The sequence below is a fragment of the Pectobacterium brasiliense genome (genome assembly GCF_016950255.1).
In the GTDB taxonomy this organism is placed as follows: domain Bacteria; phylum Pseudomonadota; class Gammaproteobacteria; order Enterobacterales; family Enterobacteriaceae; genus Pectobacterium; species Pectobacterium brasiliense.
The window spans coordinates 575,141-594,007 of sequence record NZ_JACGFN010000002.1 but is presented as its reverse complement, the minus strand read 5'-3'; the positions used below and the strand labels follow the sequence as shown (position 1 = coordinate 594,007).

At 48.5% G+C, this 18,867-nt stretch carries 20 protein-coding genes and 4 tRNA genes; 19 read left to right on the top strand and 5 right to left on the bottom strand.

Annotation, left to right across the window (positions count from 1 at the left end):
- Positions 1-54: 54 nt before the first annotated feature.
- Complete coding sequence (locus tag H4F65_RS17275; protein ID WP_010285354.1) at positions 55-543, bottom strand: SRPBCC family protein; 489 nt, start codon at positions 541-543, stop codon at positions 55-57.
- A 480-nt stretch (positions 544-1,023) separates the two neighbouring features.
- Here H4F65_RS17275 and H4F65_RS17270 point away from each other — a divergent pair, with 480 nt between their 5' ends.
- The 14 genes from H4F65_RS17270 to luxS all read left to right on the top strand — a co-directional run bounded on the left by H4F65_RS17270 (position 1,024) and on the right by luxS (position 11,516).
- On the top strand, positions 1,024-1,359 hold the full coding sequence (locus H4F65_RS17270; protein ID WP_010285350.1) for a hypothetical protein: 336 nt from the start codon (positions 1,024-1,026) through the stop codon (positions 1,357-1,359).
- A gap of 232 nt (positions 1,360-1,591) precedes the next feature.
- Entirely contained in the window at positions 1,592-2,086 is a 495-nt protein-coding gene (gene pncC / locus H4F65_RS17265) for a nicotinamide-nucleotide amidase (protein WP_010285349.1), read from the top strand.
- Between the two features lie 107 nt (positions 2,087-2,193).
- Positions 2,194-3,267 (top strand): recombinase RecA, encoded by a 1,074-nt coding sequence (gene recA / locus H4F65_RS17260; protein ID WP_010285348.1) that lies wholly within the window; start codon positions 2,194-2,196, stop codon positions 3,265-3,267.
- 45 nt (positions 3,268-3,312) lie between these two features.
- Positions 3,313-3,807: a recombination regulator RecX gene (gene recX, locus H4F65_RS17255; protein ID WP_010285347.1), complete on the top strand. Its 495-nt coding sequence runs from the start codon at positions 3,313-3,315 to the stop codon at positions 3,805-3,807.
- A gap of 138 nt (positions 3,808-3,945) precedes the next feature.
- A complete protein-coding gene (gene alaS, locus H4F65_RS17250) occupies positions 3,946-6,573 on the top strand; it encodes an alanine--tRNA ligase (protein WP_010285346.1) in 2,628 nt (875 codons plus the stop codon).
- A 324-nt stretch (positions 6,574-6,897) separates the two neighbouring features.
- The gene (gene csrA, locus H4F65_RS17245; protein WP_005972168.1) at positions 6,898-7,083 is read left to right on the top strand and encodes a carbon storage regulator CsrA; all 186 of its coding nucleotides are present in this window, start codon (positions 6,898-6,900) and stop codon (positions 7,081-7,083) included.
- 293 nt (positions 7,084-7,376) lie between these two features.
- Positions 7,377-7,469: transfer RNA gene (locus H4F65_RS17240), tRNA-Ser, on the top strand.
- Between the two features lie 8 nt (positions 7,470-7,477).
- Positions 7,478-7,554 (top strand) — tRNA-Arg (locus tag H4F65_RS17235).
- 71 nt (positions 7,555-7,625) lie between these two features.
- Positions 7,626-7,702 (top strand) — tRNA-Arg (locus H4F65_RS17230).
- Positions 7,703-7,754: 52 nt separating this feature from the next.
- Positions 7,755-7,831, top strand: a tRNA-Arg gene (locus H4F65_RS17225).
- 388 nt (positions 7,832-8,219) lie between these two features.
- Positions 8,220-8,786 (top strand): fructose-1-phosphate/6-phosphogluconate phosphatase, encoded by a 567-nt coding sequence (gene yqaB / locus H4F65_RS17220; protein ID WP_010286015.1) that lies wholly within the window; start codon positions 8,220-8,222, stop codon positions 8,784-8,786.
- Positions 8,783-9,211, top strand: a complete 429-nt coding sequence (locus H4F65_RS17215; protein ID WP_010286013.1) for a YqaA family protein — start codon at positions 8,783-8,785, stop codon at positions 9,209-9,211. Before yqaB ends, H4F65_RS17215 begins: the two co-directional genes overlap by 4 nt.
- 82 nt (positions 9,212-9,293) lie before the next feature.
- Positions 9,294-10,847 (top strand): glutamate--cysteine ligase, encoded by a 1,554-nt coding sequence (gene gshA / locus H4F65_RS17210; protein WP_010286011.1) that lies wholly within the window; start codon positions 9,294-9,296, stop codon positions 10,845-10,847.
- 153 nt (positions 10,848-11,000) lie between these two features.
- On the top strand, positions 11,001-11,516 hold the full coding sequence (gene luxS, locus H4F65_RS17205; protein WP_010286009.1) for an S-ribosylhomocysteine lyase: 516 nt from the start codon (positions 11,001-11,003) through the stop codon (positions 11,514-11,516).
- 72 nt (positions 11,517-11,588) lie between these two features.
- Here luxS and H4F65_RS17200 read toward each other — a convergent pair whose 3' ends face one another.
- Entirely contained in the window at positions 11,589-12,383 is a 795-nt protein-coding gene (locus H4F65_RS17200; RefSeq protein WP_010286006.1) for a cytochrome C assembly family protein, read from the bottom strand.
- A gap of 170 nt (positions 12,384-12,553) precedes the next feature.
- Here H4F65_RS17200 and ffh point away from each other — a divergent pair, with 170 nt between their 5' ends.
- From ffh to rplS, 5 genes are all read left to right on the top strand, one after another.
- Complete coding sequence (ffh, locus tag H4F65_RS17195; RefSeq protein WP_010285999.1) at positions 12,554-13,915, top strand: signal recognition particle protein; 1,362 nt, start codon at positions 12,554-12,556, stop codon at positions 13,913-13,915.
- 157 nt (positions 13,916-14,072) lie between these two features.
- The gene (gene rpsP, locus H4F65_RS17190; protein ID WP_010285998.1) at positions 14,073-14,321 is read left to right on the top strand and encodes a 30S ribosomal protein S16; all 249 of its coding nucleotides are present in this window, start codon (positions 14,073-14,075) and stop codon (positions 14,319-14,321) included.
- Between the two features lie 18 nt (positions 14,322-14,339).
- Positions 14,340-14,888, top strand: coding sequence for a ribosome maturation factor RimM (rimM, locus tag H4F65_RS17185; RefSeq protein WP_010285997.1), 549 nt, complete (start codon positions 14,340-14,342; stop codon positions 14,886-14,888).
- A 38-nt stretch (positions 14,889-14,926) separates the two neighbouring features.
- On the top strand, positions 14,927-15,682 hold the full coding sequence (gene trmD / locus H4F65_RS17180; protein WP_010285995.1) for a tRNA (guanosine(37)-N1)-methyltransferase TrmD: 756 nt from the start codon (positions 14,927-14,929) through the stop codon (positions 15,680-15,682).
- Positions 15,683-15,744: 62 nt separating this feature from the next.
- Positions 15,745-16,092: a 50S ribosomal protein L19 gene (gene rplS / locus H4F65_RS17175; protein WP_010285987.1), complete on the top strand. Its 348-nt coding sequence runs from the start codon at positions 15,745-15,747 to the stop codon at positions 16,090-16,092.
- A gap of 262 nt (positions 16,093-16,354) precedes the next feature.
- On the opposite strand, the gene H4F65_RS17170 is transcribed toward rplS, so the two are convergent.
- From H4F65_RS17170 to btsR, 3 genes are all read right to left on the bottom strand, one after another.
- Positions 16,355-17,293, bottom strand: coding sequence for a class I SAM-dependent methyltransferase (locus H4F65_RS17170; protein ID WP_010285979.1), 939 nt, complete (start codon positions 17,291-17,293; stop codon positions 16,355-16,357).
- A gap of 262 nt (positions 17,294-17,555) precedes the next feature.
- A complete protein-coding gene (locus H4F65_RS17165; protein WP_039320590.1) occupies positions 17,556-17,903 on the bottom strand; it encodes a DUF2799 domain-containing protein in 348 nt (115 codons plus the stop codon).
- 46 nt (positions 17,904-17,949) lie between these two features.
- On the bottom strand, positions 17,950-18,666 hold the full coding sequence (gene btsR, locus H4F65_RS17160) for a two-component system response regulator BtsR (RefSeq protein WP_010285977.1): 717 nt from the start codon (positions 18,664-18,666) through the stop codon (positions 17,950-17,952).
- Positions 18,667-18,867 lie beyond the last annotated feature (201 nt).

Below are 18,867 nucleotides of genomic sequence, written 5' to 3'. Positions count from 1 at the left end.
GTCAGTTCGGGAAAACGGTCACTGATGACCTGTTGCTATGATGTCTGGCGCGACTCAGGCCAGTTCATCCTCCGCTAATTTTTTGAAACGATAGAGTGTTTTCGTCAGCATATCGCGAGAAAACATATCAAACATTTGGCCGATCTTTTTCCCGATCAAGCCCCCCGGTGGGTTGTAGCGAATCGTCAGCGTTACGGTTGTACCTGCTTCCGATGTGGCTGGTTGAAAAGAAAGCCGGCCTTCATTCGGAACCCGTGCCCCTTCCAGCGAACGCCAGTGGATATATTCCCCCAGTTTTTCATCAATAATACGAGCCTGCCACTCAATGAGCGCGCCAATCGGCGTGTTAATCCGCCAGTTGGAGTCGGTATAGTTCAGTATCTCGATACTGGCGAAATGGCCCATCAGGATCGGCAACGTTTCCGGTTTGCGCCAGAGATCAAACAAGCGTTCTGCCGGGCGATTGATCGTAATACTGCTGCTGATTTCATTGGCATAACTGCCGTTTTTCGCTGCGGTTCGTCTTAAGAAAGAGGGAAACACCCGTCATCCTCCCTAATGGATTGTTACCCCTTTATGGGCATATGCAGGCCATTCTGACCGATCTCGACCAACGAAGCAAAGCGGAGACGATGGCGATAGTGTTGGTGCAGGCTATCACAGCAATCGTCAGAATTTTTATGCGCCTAATGTTGCCTTAATGTTCGTTCGGTACTGTAAGAGTCAGACAGAAGCCGAATGAAGTGCCGCAAAACACCAGGGTTTTTACATAACGATAATAGCAGTACCCCGCCCACTATTTTTAGTGGGCTTTTTTTATTTGTACTTCCCTGTTTAGATATTTTATTGCTATGTAAATTGATATTTATCAATTTATCGTTAATGGTGTTGTACCTATTAAGGTGTAATGAATATGTATCCCTGTTTTCTATTATTAAAATGGCGCGCTGGTTGTGTGGTAATTTACTTTATAGATATGTCGTGATACGTTTATAACCAGATTTTATGCTGGTAGGAATAAATATGAGTAACCCATTTATTGCAAGGTGGAGCCGTAATGGCAACCTGCTTTGCCACGGCCACTGGTTAATATCTTATAAAGAAAACGATTTCACGTTACCGGAGAAATATAAAGAAAATCATATGGGAACGATGGGGATCTACTCTATCATCGATCCTGATGATGAAATGTACCGAGACGGACTCGATGAGGATGATTGGATTCTGGAAAATATCGACTGGCTGGCCGATTCTTTTGAAGAAAATAATGTCCCTATCGAAGAATGTTATTTCAGATATTTCTTTCAGGCTATAAATAAGCAGGACTGGCGATGCACCAGTTGTGCAGGTTGTATGTAAATCGCGCCATCATTATTAATTACTCCTGTTCCCTCTTTATTCCTGCCAGACGACTCTCTTAGCGTCGTGCTATTTTCTTCCCGGTTATTCGGCAGCGTTTTATTCGATTTCCCTCGTTTTTCATCTTTTTTCATCTTCTTTGCTATGCGCTTCGCATACCGTGCAGCGGAGCGTCTTTTTCGGGGAAAAGTGTTACCCTGACCCAACAATCCTTGATTAAGATGAGGCGGCAATGACGGAAGCTGACATTCTGCGGTTAAGTGCTTTGGTGGGCGAAAAATTGAAGGCACGCGGTGCCACTCTGACATGTGCAGAGTCCTGCACCGGAGGCTGGTTGGCTAAGTCCATTACCGATGTTGCTGGCAGTTCAGGCTGGTTTGACTATGGCTTTGTGACATACAGCAATTTGGCCAAGCAACGTCTGGTGAATGTGAACGCAGAGACACTGGAACAGCATGGTGCGGTGAGTGAAGCCGTCGTCAATGAGATGTCCGCAGGGGCTTTGCAGGCCGCCGGTGCAGATTTTGCCATATCGGTAAGCGGCGTCGCCGGGCCAGACGGGGGAACCGAAGAGAAGCCTATCGGCACGGTGTGGTTTGGCTTCACGGACAAACAGGGTGGGGCATTCGCCCGGACAATGCGGTTCAGCGGAGACAGAAACGCAGTGCGTCTGCAATCGGTGCATTTTGCGCTGCAAACGTTGCTCGACACGTTTCTGAAAAAATAACCTTGATGCTGTATGCGCATACAGTATAATGTCAGTAATTATTCGGCAATTCATGATTAAGCAGCCGCGTAGAGACAGCAGCTTTACGCCGCATGACAGGAGCAGAAATGGCTATTGATGAGAACAAACAAAAGGCACTAGCGGCAGCACTGGGTCAAATCGAAAAGCAATTTGGTAAAGGTTCTATCATGCGGTTGGGCGAGGATCGCTCAATGGATGTTGAAACCATTTCTACAGGCTCTTTGTCCCTGGATATCGCTTTGGGCGCCGGTGGTTTACCGATGGGGCGTATCGTTGAGATTTATGGCCCAGAATCTTCCGGTAAAACAACGCTGACCTTACAGGTTATTGCTGCCGCTCAACGCGAAGGCAAAACGTGTGCGTTTATCGATGCTGAGCATGCTCTAGACCCGATTTATGCGAAAAAGCTTGGTGTAGATATCGATAACCTGCTGTGTTCTCAGCCGGATACCGGCGAGCAAGCGTTGGAGATCTGTGATGCATTAACGCGCTCTGGCGCTGTTGACGTGATCATCGTCGACTCCGTTGCGGCACTGACGCCGAAAGCAGAAATTGAAGGTGAAATCGGTGACTCCCACATGGGGCTGGCTGCACGTATGATGAGCCAGGCTATGCGTAAACTGGCGGGTAACCTGAAGCAAGCCAATACGCTGCTGATCTTCATTAACCAGATTCGTATGAAAATCGGTGTGATGTTCGGTAACCCTGAAACCACTACCGGTGGTAATGCTCTGAAGTTTTATGCTTCTGTTCGCCTGGATATTCGTCGTACTGGTGCAATCAAGGAAGGCGAAGAAGTTGTCGGCAGCGAAACCCGTGTGAAAGTCGTGAAGAATAAAGTAGCAGCACCGTTCAAACAGGCTGAATTCCAAATTCTGTACGGCGAAGGCATCAATATCCACGGTGAGCTGGTCGATTTGGGTGTGAAACACAAGCTGATCGAAAAAGCGGGTGCCTGGTATAGCTATAACGGCGACAAGATCGGTCAGGGTAAAGCAAATGCCTGTAATTTCCTGAAAGAGAACCCGGCGATTGCTGCGGAGCTGGATAAGAAATTGCGTGAAATGCTGCTGCATAAAGGCAATGAACTGACGCCAGCCGCCGCTGGAAATAGCCATGACGAAGATGAATTCGCTGGTGAAGGCAACGAAGAGTTTTAATGGTGGCTGAATGGATTGTGACAGGGCACTTTAGCGGGTAGATGGATGAATAAACCATTACGCTATGCGATGAATGTGCTTTCCGTTCGCGATTATAGTGAAACTGAAATACGCCGCAAATGTGCGGCGTATTTGTATAAGTCAGAAAGCGCAAACGCAGAAGATGAAGCAGATGAAGCTACAGCCCGAGCTGCGGCGGAAGATGTGGAAGCGGCTATTGCGTACTGCAAGGAACACGGTTGGCTGGATGACGAGCGTTATGCTCGCCGCTATATCAGCAGCCGGAGCCGCAAAGGCTATGGTGCCCAGCGGATCAAAATGGAGCTAAGCCAGAAAGGAATCGATAAGACAACGTTAGCCACAGCATTAAACGAGAGTGATATCGACTGGTGTGCGCTGGCGAAATCGGTTGTGGAACGAAAATTCGGGCATCCTCTGTCCGATGAATGGAAAGACAAAGTCAAACATCAGCGATATCTGCTCTATCGTGGCTTCTTTCATGAAGAAATCCAGTCAATTTATACGAATTTTTCAGATTGAACGCACACGGGATTTTACTTCCCATCGAAGAAAATTTATCTTATTCCCACTTTTTTGTTCGTGAGTTGCTCGGTAACGTCAGCATGCTGAACTAACCTTGCCCGCGATCTGTTCTTCTAGCTTGATTCCAGGACAATTATGAGCAAGAGCACCGCTGAGATCCGTCAAGCGTTTCTCGATTTTTTCCACAGTAAGGGACACCAGGTTGTTGATAGCAGCTCTCTGGTGCCGAACAACGATCCGACATTGTTATTCACCAATGCGGGTATGAACCAGTTCAAAGATGTGTTCCTCGGTCTGGATAAACGTAGCTATGTCCGAGCGACGACCTCGCAGCGCTGCGTACGTGCCGGTGGTAAACATAATGACCTGGAAAACGTAGGTTATACCGCACGCCACCACACCTTCTTTGAAATGCTGGGTAACTTCAGCTTCGGTGACTATTTCAAGCATGATGCGATTCGCTATGCATGGGAATTGCTGACGTCTCCTCAGTGGTTCAATCTGCCGAAAGAAAAACTGTGGGTAACGGTATACGCAACAGATGATGAAGCCTATGACATTTGGGCTGATGAAGTTGGCGTGCCGCGCGAAAGAATTATTCGTATTGGTGATAACAAAGGCGGACCTTACGCCTCTGATAATTTCTGGCAGATGGGTGAAACGGGGCCGTGTGGTCCGTGTACCGAGATTTTCTACGATCACGGTGAGCACATCGCAGGTGGCCCGCCGGGAAGCCCTGATGAAGACGGCGATCGCTATATCGAAATCTGGAACCTGGTGTTCATGCAGTTCAACCGTCAGGTTGACGGCACTATGTTGCCGCTGCCAAAACCGTCCGTCGATACCGGCATGGGATTAGAACGCGTTTCTGCTGTCTTGCAGCATGTCAATTCAAACTATGACATTGATTTGTTCAAAACGCTGATTGAGGCGGTAGCGAAAGCCGTCGGAACGACGGATTTAACCAATAAATCGCTGCGCGTTATCGCCGACCATATCCGCTCTTGTGCGTTCCTGATTGCCGATGGCGTGATGCCATCTAATGAAAACCGTGGTTATGTTCTGCGCCGTATTATCCGCCGCGCTGCGCGTCACGGTAATATGCTGGGCGCTACGGATGCTTTCTTCTACAAACTGGTTGCGCCGCTGATTCAGGTCATGGGGCCAGCAGCTGAAGAATTGAAAAAACAGCAGTCTGTGGTTGAGCAAGCGCTGAAGACGGAAGAAGAGCAGTTTGCCCGCACGTTGGAACGCGGTTTGTCTCTGCTGGACGAAGAAATTAAAAACCTGAAAGGGGATACGCTGGATGGTGAAACAGCCTTCCGCCTGTATGACACCTACGGTTTCCCTGTCGACCTCACTGCGGATGTGTGCCGCGAGCGCGGCCTGAAAGTCGATGAAGAAGGTTTTGAGGCTGCGATGACGGCCCAGCGCCAGCGTGCGCGTGAAGCCAGCGGATTTGGCGTAGATTACAACAGCCTCATCCGTGTGGATGAAAACACGCCATTCTGCGGCTATGAAAAAACGCAGCAGCAAGCGAAGGTTATTGCGATTTATCACAATGGAACTGCGGTTGATCAGATTGCGGCAGGTGATGAAGCGGTTGTGATTCTGAACGAAACGCCATTTTATGGTGAATCCGGTGGTCAGGTTGGCGACCAGGGTGAACTGAAAAATGCGGGCGTCAGCTTTGCCGTTCAGGATACTCAGAAATACGGTCAGGCAATTGGCCACGTCGGTAAACTGACTCAGGGTACGCTGCGTGTTAACGACAGTGTCGATGCAAACGTTGATAGCCAACGCCGCGATCGCATTCGTCTGAACCACTCTGCGACGCACCTGCTGCATGCTGCGCTGCGTCAGGTTCTGGGCGATCACGTCGCGCAGAAAGGCTCTCTGGTTAACGATAGCTATCTGCGTTTTGACTTCTCACATACGGAAGCGATGAAACCTGAGCAGATTCGTCAGGTTGAAGATATCGTTAACGCGCAAATCCGCCGTAACCTTACCGTGCAAACGGATGTCATGGCGCTGGACGATGCGAGAGCGAAGGGCGCAATGGCGCTGTTCGGCGAGAAGTACGATGACCATGTCCGTGTTCTGACAATGGGAGATTTCTCCATTGAGCTTTGTGGGGGCACGCACGCAAGCCGTACGGGTGATATCGGCCTGTTCCAGATCATTTCTGAGTCAGGAACTGCTGCCGGCGTGCGTCGTATTGAAGCGACCACGGGTGAGAATGCGTTGTCTGCGCTGCATCGCCAAAGCGACGTTTTGCAAGACATTGCGCAACTGCTGAAAGGGGATAGTCACAACCTGACGGATAAGGTACGCTCTGTTTTGGATCGTGCCCGCGCGTTGGAGAAAGAGCTTCAGCAGTTGAAGGCTCAACAAGCGGCGCAGGAAAGCTCGTCGCTGTCTGGCAAAGCAAAAGAGGTTAACGGTGTGAAGTTGCTGGTTACGCAACTGGACAACGTGGATCCTAAACTGCTGCGCACGATGGTTGATGACCTGAAGAATCAGCTTGGATCTGCTGTTATCGTTCTCGGAACAGCGGCAGAAGGTCGGGTTAGCTTGATTTCTGGTGTAACGAAAGATCTGACTGACCGCGTAAAAGCCGGTGAACTGATTGGGTTTGTTGCCCAGCAGGTTGGCGGTAAAGGCGGTGGTCGCCCAGATATGGCTCAGGCTGGTGGCTCAGACGTGTCTGCACTGCCTGCTGCGCTGGCAAGCGTTGAATCTTGGGTTGCTGCTAAGCTGTAAAACGACAGATAACGTTTTATCCGCGTTATCCGACAAAACGCCATAACTTTCTGGTTGTGGCGTTTTTGTCTGCGGAAAAGGATCCGGCAAGCAGGATAGAAAGTGTGTTACCTTCAGATATTCTGAAGCTTTACATGCTCAGTCCTGTTGTTGTGATAACAAAAGCACAAGCTACTGATATCGACTAAACTAACAAGTAGTGACAAACCAGAGTGTGGTGGTGTGGTTATACCATCGTCTAGGTTTACGTTTTCACGGCACATGATGGATAATGGCGGGGAGACAGAGAGACCCGACTCTTTATAATCTTTCAAGGAGCAAAGAATGCTTATTTTGACTCGTCGAGTTGGCGAAACCCTCATGATCGGCGATGAGGTAACGGTTACCGTATTAGGAGTGAAAGGCAACCAGGTGCGTATTGGTGTTAATGCACCTAAAGAGGTTTCTGTCCACCGTGAAGAGATCTATCAGCGTATTCAGGCCGAAAAATCTCAACCAACGTCATATTGATTGACAATGCGTCTCGTGTTCGCGGGACGCAATTGTTATTTCCCGCTTTTCCCCACACATTTATCGATATATCTATTTTTCCTGTGCGCTGCCTTTGGCAAGGTAACCACCTGTTTTTCTGTCGATAAAATAGACTTTTTGTTGTGAAAGTGCGCGTCTTGGATGCGAATTGTTCAAACAAACACAAGGTGGGAAAAATTGTTTGACTTATAAGTCTGGGAAAGTAATATGTGCGCCACGCAGTACCGGTGAGCACTAACAAGAAGTTCTTAGTAGCGAATCAGGTAATGTAAGGTGAGGTGGCCGAGAGGCTGAAGGCGCTCCCCTGCTAAGGGAGTATGCGGTCAAAAGCTGCATCGAGGGTTCGAATCCCTCCCTCACCGCCATTTAATATGCATCCGTAGCTCAGCTGGATAGAGTACTCGGCTACGAACCGAGCGGTCGGAGGTTCGAATCCTCCCGGATGCACCATTAAATACTGCCTTTGCAAAGCAAGTAGTATTAGTGAAAGCAAGTTTTGTCGCAGATGAAGAATTATCAATGCATCCGTAGCTCAGCTGGATAGAGTACTCGGCTACGAACCGAGCGGTCGGAGGTTCGAATCCTCCCGGATGCACCATTCTTAAGTATCTCGTTTAATTGCTCACCCCTTTATTTCTGCACCACACTCTGCATCCGTAGCTCAGCTGGATAGAGTACTCGGCTACGAACCGAGCGGTCGGAGGTTCGAATCCTCCCGGATGCACCATATTTCGATGTAAATAAAATTCTTGCCTTAGCGCAAACCGATAAGTAAGAGTAACCTTGCTTTGGCAACGACTCGAAGTACTAAGCAAGGCAGATAATTTTCTCCGATGCGCCATTTCTGCTTTACCCATCGCTCTCTACCCTATTTTTCGCGCTATAGCGGCACAGCCTTCTGTTCTGCTGATATCAGAACGATATTTTCTCATCACTTCCGTATATTAATTCTTACCTCTCCCTTGCCTATATATCGAGATTGAGCCAACGAGTAAATGGAGGCTGTCTTACTACTATAGGGGTAATAACCTGTTTTTTATAAGGTTATTGAGTAAGCGACAACGTTTTCACTTTACGATAAAGTAAGCTCTCTTTTCAGTGATCATGGAGTCATGATGTACGATCGCTATCAAGGGCTGATCTTTGATATGGATGGCACCCTGCTTGATACCGAACCAACGCACCATAAAGCGTGGGATCAGGTTCTTGCCCGATATGGTATGAGATATGATGCCAGTGCCATGACAGCATTGAACGGCTCGCCCACCTGGCGTATTGCACAGCGTATTATCGACAGCCATCAGGCTGATATTGATGCTCACCAACTCGCGGCGGAAAAAACCGCTGTTGTTGAGGAAATGCTGCTGGATACCGTAAAGCCACTGCCGCTGATTGATGTTGTTAAGCACTATCGCGGACGGCGTCCTATGGCAGTTGGCACAGGTAGCACGCATGGCATGGCTGATAGATTGCTAACGCATTTAGGGTTGCATGATTATTTTGATGCAATCGTTGGGGCTGATGATGTTGTGCAGCATAAGCCTTTCCCCGATACCTTTCTGCGTTGCGCTACATTGATTTCTGTCGCACCAGAACACTGTATCGTGTTTGAAGATGCAGACTACGGTATTGAAGCCGCTAAACGCGCTAACATGGCTGTGGTTGACGTCCGTACATTGTGAGTGAGTTCTGGGCCGTTTTTTCTCTTTTCTGGAGTAGCCTGCTCAGTGCAACACTGCTGCCTGGCAGTTCGGAAGTGCTGCTGGTAACGTTATTGCTTGCTGACAGTGCAAAGCCCTATCTGTTGATTGCTGTGGCAACGGTAGGAAATACGCTGGGTGGATTAACAAATATTTTTATAGGGCGCTTACTCCCTCAGCCAAAACAACAAGCTGGGTATTCGGTGGCCATGCGCTGGTTACAGCGCTATGGCTGCGCTGCGTTGTTATTTAGCTGGGTGCCGGTAGTAGGCGATTTATTGTGCGTGTTAGCGGGTTGGCTACGCATGCCCTGGATGCAATCGGCGCTTTTCATCGGTATTGGAAAAGCGCTGCGGTATATCGTATTGACGGGTATAACGTTGCAGGGGATGGCGTGGTGGTCTTAACCAGATTGCAATGCGAACTGGTGAGTGCTGCTGAGTTTCAATTATGCTTACAACCATTACATTTTAACAACGGGAGGTCGATTTGATCCCGGACATTTCAGAAGCACTTTCTTGGCTGGAAAAACACCCACTGGCAGTGAAGGGTATTCAGCGTGGAATTGAACGCGAAACGTTGCGCGTAACAGCAAACGGACATCTTGCTACGACTGGACACCCCGAGATATTGGGTTCGGCGTTGGCACACCCGTGGATTACGACAGACTTTGCAGAAGCGCTGTTAGAGTTTATTACGCCAGTCGACAAAGATGTCGATCATCTGTTGACGTTTCTGCGCGATATTCATCGCCACGTTTCCCGCAATTTGGGCAATGAGCGGATGTGGCCATTGAGCATGCCGTGCTTTATCGACAGCGAGCAAAATATAGAGTTGGCGCAGTATGGCTCATCAAATATCGGGCGCTTCAAAACGCTTTATCGCGAAGGGCTGAAAAATCGCTATGGCGCGTTGATGCAGACTATTTCCGGCGTGCATTATAACTTCTCTCTTCCGCTGTCATTCTGGCAGGCGCGAGAAGGCGTTGCTGATGCAGAAAGCGGGAAAAAAGCTATATCTGCGGGATACTTCAGGCTGATCCGTAACTATTACCGCTTTGGCTGGGTGATTCCTTATCTGTTTGGTGCGTCTCCGGCGATTTGTTCTTCTTTCCTGAAAGGTCGGGAGACCGTACTACCGTTTGAGCGTACGGAAAAAGGCATGCTTTATCTGCCTTATGCGACCTCTCTGCGGCTCAGTGATTTAGGCTACACCAATAAATCACAGAGCAATCTGGGAATTACGTTTAATGATTTGGATACCTATGTCGCCGCGCTAAAACGCGCGATAAAAACGCCGTCTGAGGAATATGCTCGGGTTGGTATGAAGAAGGATGGCCGTTATCTACAATTGAATACGAACGTCTTGCAGATTGAGAACGAGCTGTATGCGCCGATTCGTCCGAAGCGTGTGACGCGTGCGGGGGAAACGCCATCTGATGCCTTGTTGCGTGGCGGAATTGAATATATCGAAGTGCGTTCACTGGATATTAATCCTTTCTCTCCTACCGGGGTGAGTGAAAGTCAGGTTCGTTTCTTGGATTTATTCCTGATCTGGTGTGCACTGGCAGATGCACCTGAAATGAGTGCGGATGAGCTACTGTGTACGCGTAAAAACTGGAACCGAGTGATCCTGGAAGGGCGTAAACCTGGGCAAACGGTGGGTATGCGGTGTGAAACCATCCAGCAGCCAATTGCTGAAGTGGGGAAATCTCTGTTTGCAGATTTACGCCGCGTTGCGGAAGTGCTGGACGCGGAAAACAATCAACCGCACTATCAGCAGGTATGCGATGAGTTGCTTGTTGGTTTTGACGATCCAGAAACGACGTTCTCTGGGCGACTATTAGCGTTGATGAAGCAAGAAGGCAATGGTAGCGTGGGGCTGAATTTAGCGGAAGAATACCGCAAAATGCTCAGCAGCGAGCCGCTGCAGGTGTTGACGGAAGAACAATTGGCTGCTGCGAGCGAGAACTCCTGGCAGCGTCAACGTCAGATTGAGTCTGAAGATACGGTGAGTTTTGACGACTATCTGGCGACGCATTAAAAAGAAAAGGCCACAGGAACTGTGGCCAAATAAACATCTCTAATAGGGATGATGATAATAAATGCGCGTCTTTCAGTAAGTCAGACTCGCATAAAAAGGAAAAGTTCTCGGAAACGAGAAAAAATGAATTTTTTTCTTTGAGGAGGTGGAATTATGCCGTTATTAGACAGCTTTACCGTTGACCATACTCGTATGGCCGCACCCGCAGTTCGGGTCGCTAAAACCATGAAAACCCCTCATGGCGACAATATCACGGTATTTGACCTGCGCTTCTGTCGTCCGAACATTGAAGTCATGCCAGAGCGTGGTATCCATACGCTAGAGCACCTGTTTGCTGGCTTTATGCGCGATCATTTAAACGGTGATGGCGTTGAAATTATCGACATTTCTCCGATGGGATGCCGTACGGGTTTCTACATGAGCCTGATTGGCACGCCGGATGAGCAACGTGTTGCTGATTCCTGGAAAGCGGCGATGGCGGACGTTCTGAAAGTGACCGATCAGCGTAAAATTCCTGAGCTGAACGAATTCCAGTGTGGCACCTATGAGATGCACTCACTGAAAGAAGCGCAGGAAATTGCTCAACACATCGTGGATCACGACATTGGTATCAACCAAAATGACGATCTGGCGCTGCCGAAAGATAAACTGGCCGAGCTACATATCTAGTTTCTTGGATAGGCACAGATAAAAAAAGAGAACCGAAGTGGGTTCTCTTTTTTTTTTATGCTCGTGAACGCGTCAGACTGCGAGGAAGTGCTGTATAACCCGGCTGCCGAAGTAGGACAGCGTGAGCATAAGGGCGCCGATCAGGCTGAACCAGACGACGCGCCGTCCCCGCCATCCTTCATGGTAATGTCCCCAGAGCAGCAGAATATAGATGAACCAGGCAAACAGGGAGAACACGGCCTTGTGCAGGTTCTCTTTGTTATCGATCAGGTCATCCATATAGAACAAACCAGTACAGAGCGTCAGCGTGAGCAGAATGACGCCAATCTGCGTAATGTGAAACATCTTGCGTTCAATGCCCATCAGCGGCGGCATATCAGCGGCAAATCCCAGTTTTTTATTCTTGAGCAGATAATCAAGCCAAGCGAGCTGAAGCGCATAAAGTGCAGCAATTAGCAGTGTTGCATAGGAGAAAAGGGCCAGTCCGATATGGATCATCAAGCCCGGCGACGCTTCCAGATGCGTAATAAATTCACTCGGCATAAAGCTGGCGAAGGCCAGATTGATCAGCGCAAAGGTGTAGACGATAGGAAGAATAAACCAGCCGCGATCGCGCGTGGCGACAAACGTCATCACCGTACAGATGATGAGGCTGACCAGAGAACCGATATTTAGCAAGCTAAGGTTTTGGCCGACCTGAACATCGAAAATGCGTTGATAGAGCGCCACCGCATGACAAATTAGCGCAGCGCTGGCCGAGAGTATTGCCAGCCGACGATATGCACTGTTCTTGCGCAGCAGACTGGGGATAATCAGTCCGAGGCTGAGTGTGTAGGCGACAAGCGCCACAATAGCGAAAACAGACATACAAATTAGGTTATTAAATATCAACTAGGTAAAATGAAGAATCAGTATAGCGTTAGTCGCCGCGGGCACCAACAGTTCTCCGTCAGCAGCGCTGAGATCGTTCCCGCTTTTGTGTATAATCTCTTCCATTCGTGTCGCGCTGGCGGCCTGTCTTACGTTGAGCATGAGATATGTTTGAAAATTTAACCGATCGACTCTCGCGCACATTGCGCAATATCAGCGGCCGCGGGCGGTTGACTGAAGACAACATAAAAGAAACGCTGCGTGAAGTGCGTATGGCATTGCTGGAAGCCGACGTTGCGTTACCTGTGGTGCGTGATTTTATCAATCGCGTGAAAGAGCGCGCTGTCGGACATGAAGTCAATAAAAGTCTGACGCCGGGCCAAGAGTTCGTCAAGATTGTTAAGAATGAACTCGTTAGCGCAATGGGGGAAATCAACGCCGAGTTGAATCTTGCCGCGCAACCACCTGCTGTTGTTCTGATGGCGGGTCTGCAAGGTGCGGGTAAAACGACCAGCGTAGGCAAGCTGGGTAAATTCCTGCGCGAAAAGCAGAAGAAAAAAGTGCTGGTGGTTTCAGCTGACGTTTATCGCCCTGCGGCGATTAAACAGTTGGAAACATTGGCAGAGCAGGTGGGCGTCGATTTCTTCCCGTCAGACGTGCAGGAAAAGCCGCTTGCTATCGTAGAACGTGCGTTACAGCACGCTAAGCTGAAGTTCTATGATGTCTTGTTAGTCGATACCGCGGGTCGTCTCCACGTTGACGACGCGATGATGGACGAAATCAAGCAGGTTCACGCGGCGATTAAGCCGGTTGAAACGCTGTTTGTGGTTGATGCCATGACGGGGCAGGATGCGGCGAATACGGCGAAAGCCTTTAATGAAGCGCTGCCGCTGACCGGTGTGATCCTCACTAAAATTGATGGTGATGCTCGTGGCGGTGCGGCGTTGTCTATCCGCCATATTACTGGCAAGCCAATTAAATTCCTCGGCGTCGGCGAAAAAACCGAAGCGCTGGAGCCGTTCTACCCTGAGCGCGTTGCCTCGCGAATTCTCGGTATGGGCGATGTGCTTTCACTGATTGAAGATATTGAAAGCAAGGTCGATCGTACACAGGCAGAAAAGCTTGCTAATAAGCTGAAGAAGGGCGATGGGTTCGATTTGACCGACTTCCTGGATCAGCTCAAGCAGATGCGCAACATGGGCGGCATGGCGAGCATGATGAGCAAGATGCCGGGCATGGGCCAACTGCCTGACAATGTTAAGTCGCAAATGGATGACAAGGTGCTGGTGCGTATGGAGGCGATCATTAATTCGATGACGCGTCAGGAACGTGCCAAACCTGAGATTATTAAAGGATCGCGTAAACGTCGTATCGCGCAGGGTTCCGGCATGCAGGTACAGGACGTGAACCGTCTTCTGAAACAGTTCGATGATATGCAACGAATGATGAAGAAGATGAAAAACGGCGGTCTGGCGAAAATGATGCGCGGTATGAAAGGGATGATGCCACCGGGATTCCCAGGGCGTTAATCACCGAAATCGATGGTGTAGAGAAACTCTTGGCGTGATTATAAGCTTTAGATTGCTTTTTGCGCCAAAATGAGTAAAATTTTCGGGCTTTTTATATGACATACTGGGCTCCGTTCCTCGATGGGGCCCAGTTGTTTTATTCACTAAAGAGGATGTTATGGTAACAATTCGTTTGGCACGTGGCGGCGCGAAAAAACGCCCCTTCTATCAAGTAGTCGTGACCGATAGCCGCAATGCGCGTGATGGTCGTTTCATCGAGCGCGTAGGTTTCTTCAACCCAATCGCATCTGGTCAAGCAGAAGCCCTGCGTCTGGATCTGGACCGTATCGAGCATTGGCTGGGTCTGGGTGCAACTGTGTCTGATCGCGTATCTTCGCTGATCAAAGATGCTAAAAAAGCAGCATAACCTGTTGCGGTGGTGATAATGAGCAATCAACTCAGCCCAAAACCTCCTGTTAACCCGATTGTGATGGGGAAGATAGGGTCGGCATATGGCATCCGAGGTTGGCTCAGAGTGTTTTCATCCACCGAAGATGCCGAGAGCATTTTTGATTATCAACCTTGGTTCATCCAGAGCAAAAGCGGTTGGCAGCTTGTCGAGATTGAAGGCTGGAAGTATCACAATCAGGATCTGATCATCAAAGTGAAAGGTGCTGATGACCGTGATGCGGCTAATTTACTGACCAATTGTGAAATTGTCGTAGATTCGTCACAACTGCCCGATCTGGGCGAAGGTGATTATTATTGGAAGGATCTTATTGGCTGTCAGGTCGTGACCGTAACCGGTTATGAGTTAGGTAAAATCATCGACATGATGGAAACCGGCTCGAACGATGTGATGGTAATAAAGGCCAACCTGAAAGATGCCTTCGGAGTCAAGGAACGGCTGGTTCCGTTCCTCACCGAACAGGTTGTTAAGCGCGTCGACCTTTCTGCTCAAACTGTTGAAGTAGATTGGGATCCTGGTTTTTGAACTCTGAATCGACCAGTAGTACCCAGCGGAACGAGACTATGTGGATTGGGGTGATTAGCCTGTTTCCAGAGATGTTCCGGGCAATTACTGATTACGGAGTCACTGGCCGGGCAGTTAAAAATGGCCTGCTGAACGTACAGTATTGGAGTCCTCGCGATTTCACTTACGATCGGCATCGCACCGTGGACGATCGGCCTTATGGCGGCGGCCCCGGAATGCTGATGATGGTGCAACCTTTACGGGATGCGATCCACGCAGCAAAAGCAGCGGCAGGCGAAGGCGCGAAAGTGATTTATTTATCACCTCAGGGCCGTAAATTAGATCAGCAAGGCGTACATCAACTCGCTACGAACCAGAAGATGATTTTGGTCTGTGGACGGTACGAAGGGATTGATGAGCGCGTAATTAAAACCGAAATCGATGAAGAATGGTCGATCGGTGATTACGTACTCAGCGGTGGGGAACTGCCAGCGATGACTTTGATTGACTCCGTTGCCCGTTTTATACCGGGCGTTCTGGGGCATCAGGCTTCAGCAGAAGAAGATTCTTTTGCTGATGGATTGCTGGACTGTCCTCATTTCACTCGCCCTGAAATACTGGAAGGCATGGAAGTTCCGGCAGTGTTACTGTCTGGTAACCATGCTGAGATACGCCGCTGGCGATTGAAGCAGTCGCTGGGCCGAACCTGGCTTAGAAGACCTGAACTTCTGAAAAGCCTAGCTCTGACTGACGAGCAAACAAGGTTGCTGGCTGAGTTCCAACGTGAATATCAGTCTGAGCAACAAGAGTATTAGGTGGTTACGCTGGTTTACCGTGCGAACCCAACTATCAGTTTACCTAGGGTAAGAGACATATTATGAGCAACATTATTAAGCAAATCGAAGACGAACAAATGAAGCAGGACGTACCTGCATTTCGTCCGGGTGATACCGTAGAAGTGAAGGTATGGGTTGTTGAAGGTAGCAAAAAACGTCTGCAGGCATTCGAGGGCGTGGTTATCGCTATTCGTAACCGCGGTCTGCATTCTGCATTCACTGTTCGCAAAATTTCTAACGGCGAAGGCGTGGAGCGTGTATTCCAGACTCACTCTCCGGTTGTTGACAGCATCGCTGTTAAACGTCGTGGTGCCGTGCGTAAAGCCAAACTGTACTACCTGCGTGAGCGTACTGGTAAGTCTGCTCGTATCAAAGAGCGTCTTAACTAAGATAGCGCTTTCGCAACATCCGAAAGTTGTTATTTATAAGGGGTTTAGCCAAAGGCTAAACCCCTTTTTTTATGCCTGATGACAGTAAAAAGCCCACCATTTTGGTGGGCTTAGCTTTCCCTGGTGCCATCATTATTTTTTGAATTTCAGTACCATGATGACATTAGGCGTGGTTATTTTATAAACGTTTATACAGATCAATTTTTCAATATTGATCGGTTACGGCGATCAAAATATCGTGTTGATACCACTTTTATCCTGTTCAGAACGGCTTATTCGCGATGACCGTTGGGTACATATGCATATGATCGTTAATGAACTGAATATCTGTAAACCCTGCCTGCTCTAGCTGTGACTGTGTTTTCTTGTGCGTACGAAACGCCGTCCATGTTGCTCCAATAATGCGTGAGAAAAGGACATATTGGAGGGCTAGCAATTTTGGATCGGTATTTATCCATGGCGAATCTTGCGACAGCGTAGGAGGAGGGGTCATAAAGCTGGTTATCAGCGTACCTCCAGGTTTCAGCCCAGAGTAGAACACACGGTAAAGCTCAGTAACTTTGTCATCATCTTGTTCATAGACATTGAGTCCGTTGCTGGTAATCACATCTGCTTGTGCTGCCAAATCAATTGTCCAGGCATCAGCAAGCACCAGCGATATCTTATTTTCCAGCCCTTGTTGACTGGCAAGTTTGTAAGCTTCTTCCAGCGCCTGTCTATCTAGATCGATCCCGATTAATTTCACATCTCGGTGCCGCGTATAGTCCAACAGCAATAAGTCAGCCATGATCCCGCAGGGGACAGATACCATGATAGCGTCGGGGCGTAAGAGTTCTTGAAGCAGGCGTTGGAAAATACCAAATCGTTCACGTGTTGCCAAAACGCTGGGTAGCTGTGTGTAGATGATTTCTTCGAGGGGATTAACATAGTGAGCTGGCTGATGTGCTATCACATTATGCGTCCAGTACGCATTTAACCCGTGATGTTTTAGTAAAAACTGGCCTAGCTCAAGGTGGGAGAAATCGTCCAGAAGTGCGAGTTGTTCCTCTACTGAAATGCTGGGATGGTCGCCGGACTCGATAATTTTGTTCTTTACCGCAGCGACTCGTTCATCATGGCTTTCCTGTGATGGGGTAGCGTGTGATAAGAGTCTTGAACTGTTATTTAGAGACGGGTTATGAGGCTTGCTTGAATCGGACATATGAGCACTCCATAATATCAATCGCTATCATAAATAATAGATTTAACTATCAGTGAGATATGAATTTTCGTTATCTCAGTATCAGGTTGTTAATAACCTAATGTGATTATTTAATGTGAGCGATGATAGAGGGGAGGTATGTCTGACGTATTTCTGTGCGAGTACAAAAGTGAGTGGAATTGTTACCAGATGCGATGAACCATAGCGTTTTGCCAGCTAACTTGCTGATGAGTATGGGCCATCGTTTATCTTCGGGAGGATGTTAAGGCAGGCTCTGTTGCCAGCGAGTTCGCAGTATCTCCGCGTTCTCCACGCCATCGCAGCTGGCGGGAAAATTTTTCCCAGCTTTTCCCCATTCTTCCATGTTATCTGTACCGCAAAAAGCCGACTGTCCGGCCTGATAGCCACGTAGGTAGGTTTCACGATCAACTTGAGGATTACCAAACCATTCTTGCAAAGTGCTATCGTCCTTTACGACCATGCCAGAGATTGCATCTTGATAACCTGTTTCGTACCAGAAGCCCGACTCACTTTTAGCGGTCAGCGACGGGACGTTGCTTTGGCATGCTGTCATTAAAAGAACTACAGCCAAGATATAACTGTATTTCATCATCAAACCTTCAAGGTTGCGGCCATTGGCCTGAAGAAGCACCGCATCAGGCGATGCCTAATTTTTCTTTCAGTAATTTGAGATAGCGGCGACTGACGGGGATGTGTTTTCCCGTATGCGTCAATACTTCTGCTGCGCCGTTTTCCATTAACTGGATTTCTTTCAGCTGTTCCGTATTAACCATATATTGACGATGGCAACGGACGAAGGGCGTTTTCTCTTCCAGCGTTTTCAGTGAAAGTTGGGTATAGCCAGACTGGCTGACGCCCACGACGTGCACGCCGCTGAGTTCTGAACAAAGATACTCGACTTCCTCAATCTTGAGCAAAAAAATACGATTGTGTCCGTTACAGGGAATATGGCGGAGTAAGGGCTCTGAAATTATCTGTACGTTTTTATTTACACTAACGCCGCGACGTAAACGATTTAGCGTTTTACTGAGTCGCTGTGCATCCAGCGGTTTAAGTAAATAGTCAAAAGCATGTTCTTCAAATGCCCTCACCGCGTACTCATCATAGGCTGTCACGAAGACGACATAAGGCATATTTTCTGGATCCAACATGGCGACCAGCTCTAATCCGCTGATCTTTGGCATTTGTATATCCAGAAAAATCACATCGGGTTGCAGCCGATGGATAGCGGGTATCGCCTCCAGCGCATTACTGCACTGTGCAATGATAGTGATATCAGACTCGTTTTCCAGTAGCAGGCTGAGCTCTTCACGTGCCAGCTGTTCGTCATCGATGATTATGGCTTTCAGCATCCTTCCCCCTTGTTGGCCTGATTCTATCACTATTCACGTCTGGGATTAGCATGGTTACATCGTGAAGTGATAGAGCCGACAGATATCGTTTTTGTGGCAATATTTAGGGTGGTAATTTTTTATTTACACTAAGTGGATTGAAATCTTTACGGTTCGTGTTATGGTGTAAACATCACGCGTAGGCAGGTTGTACAGACAGTA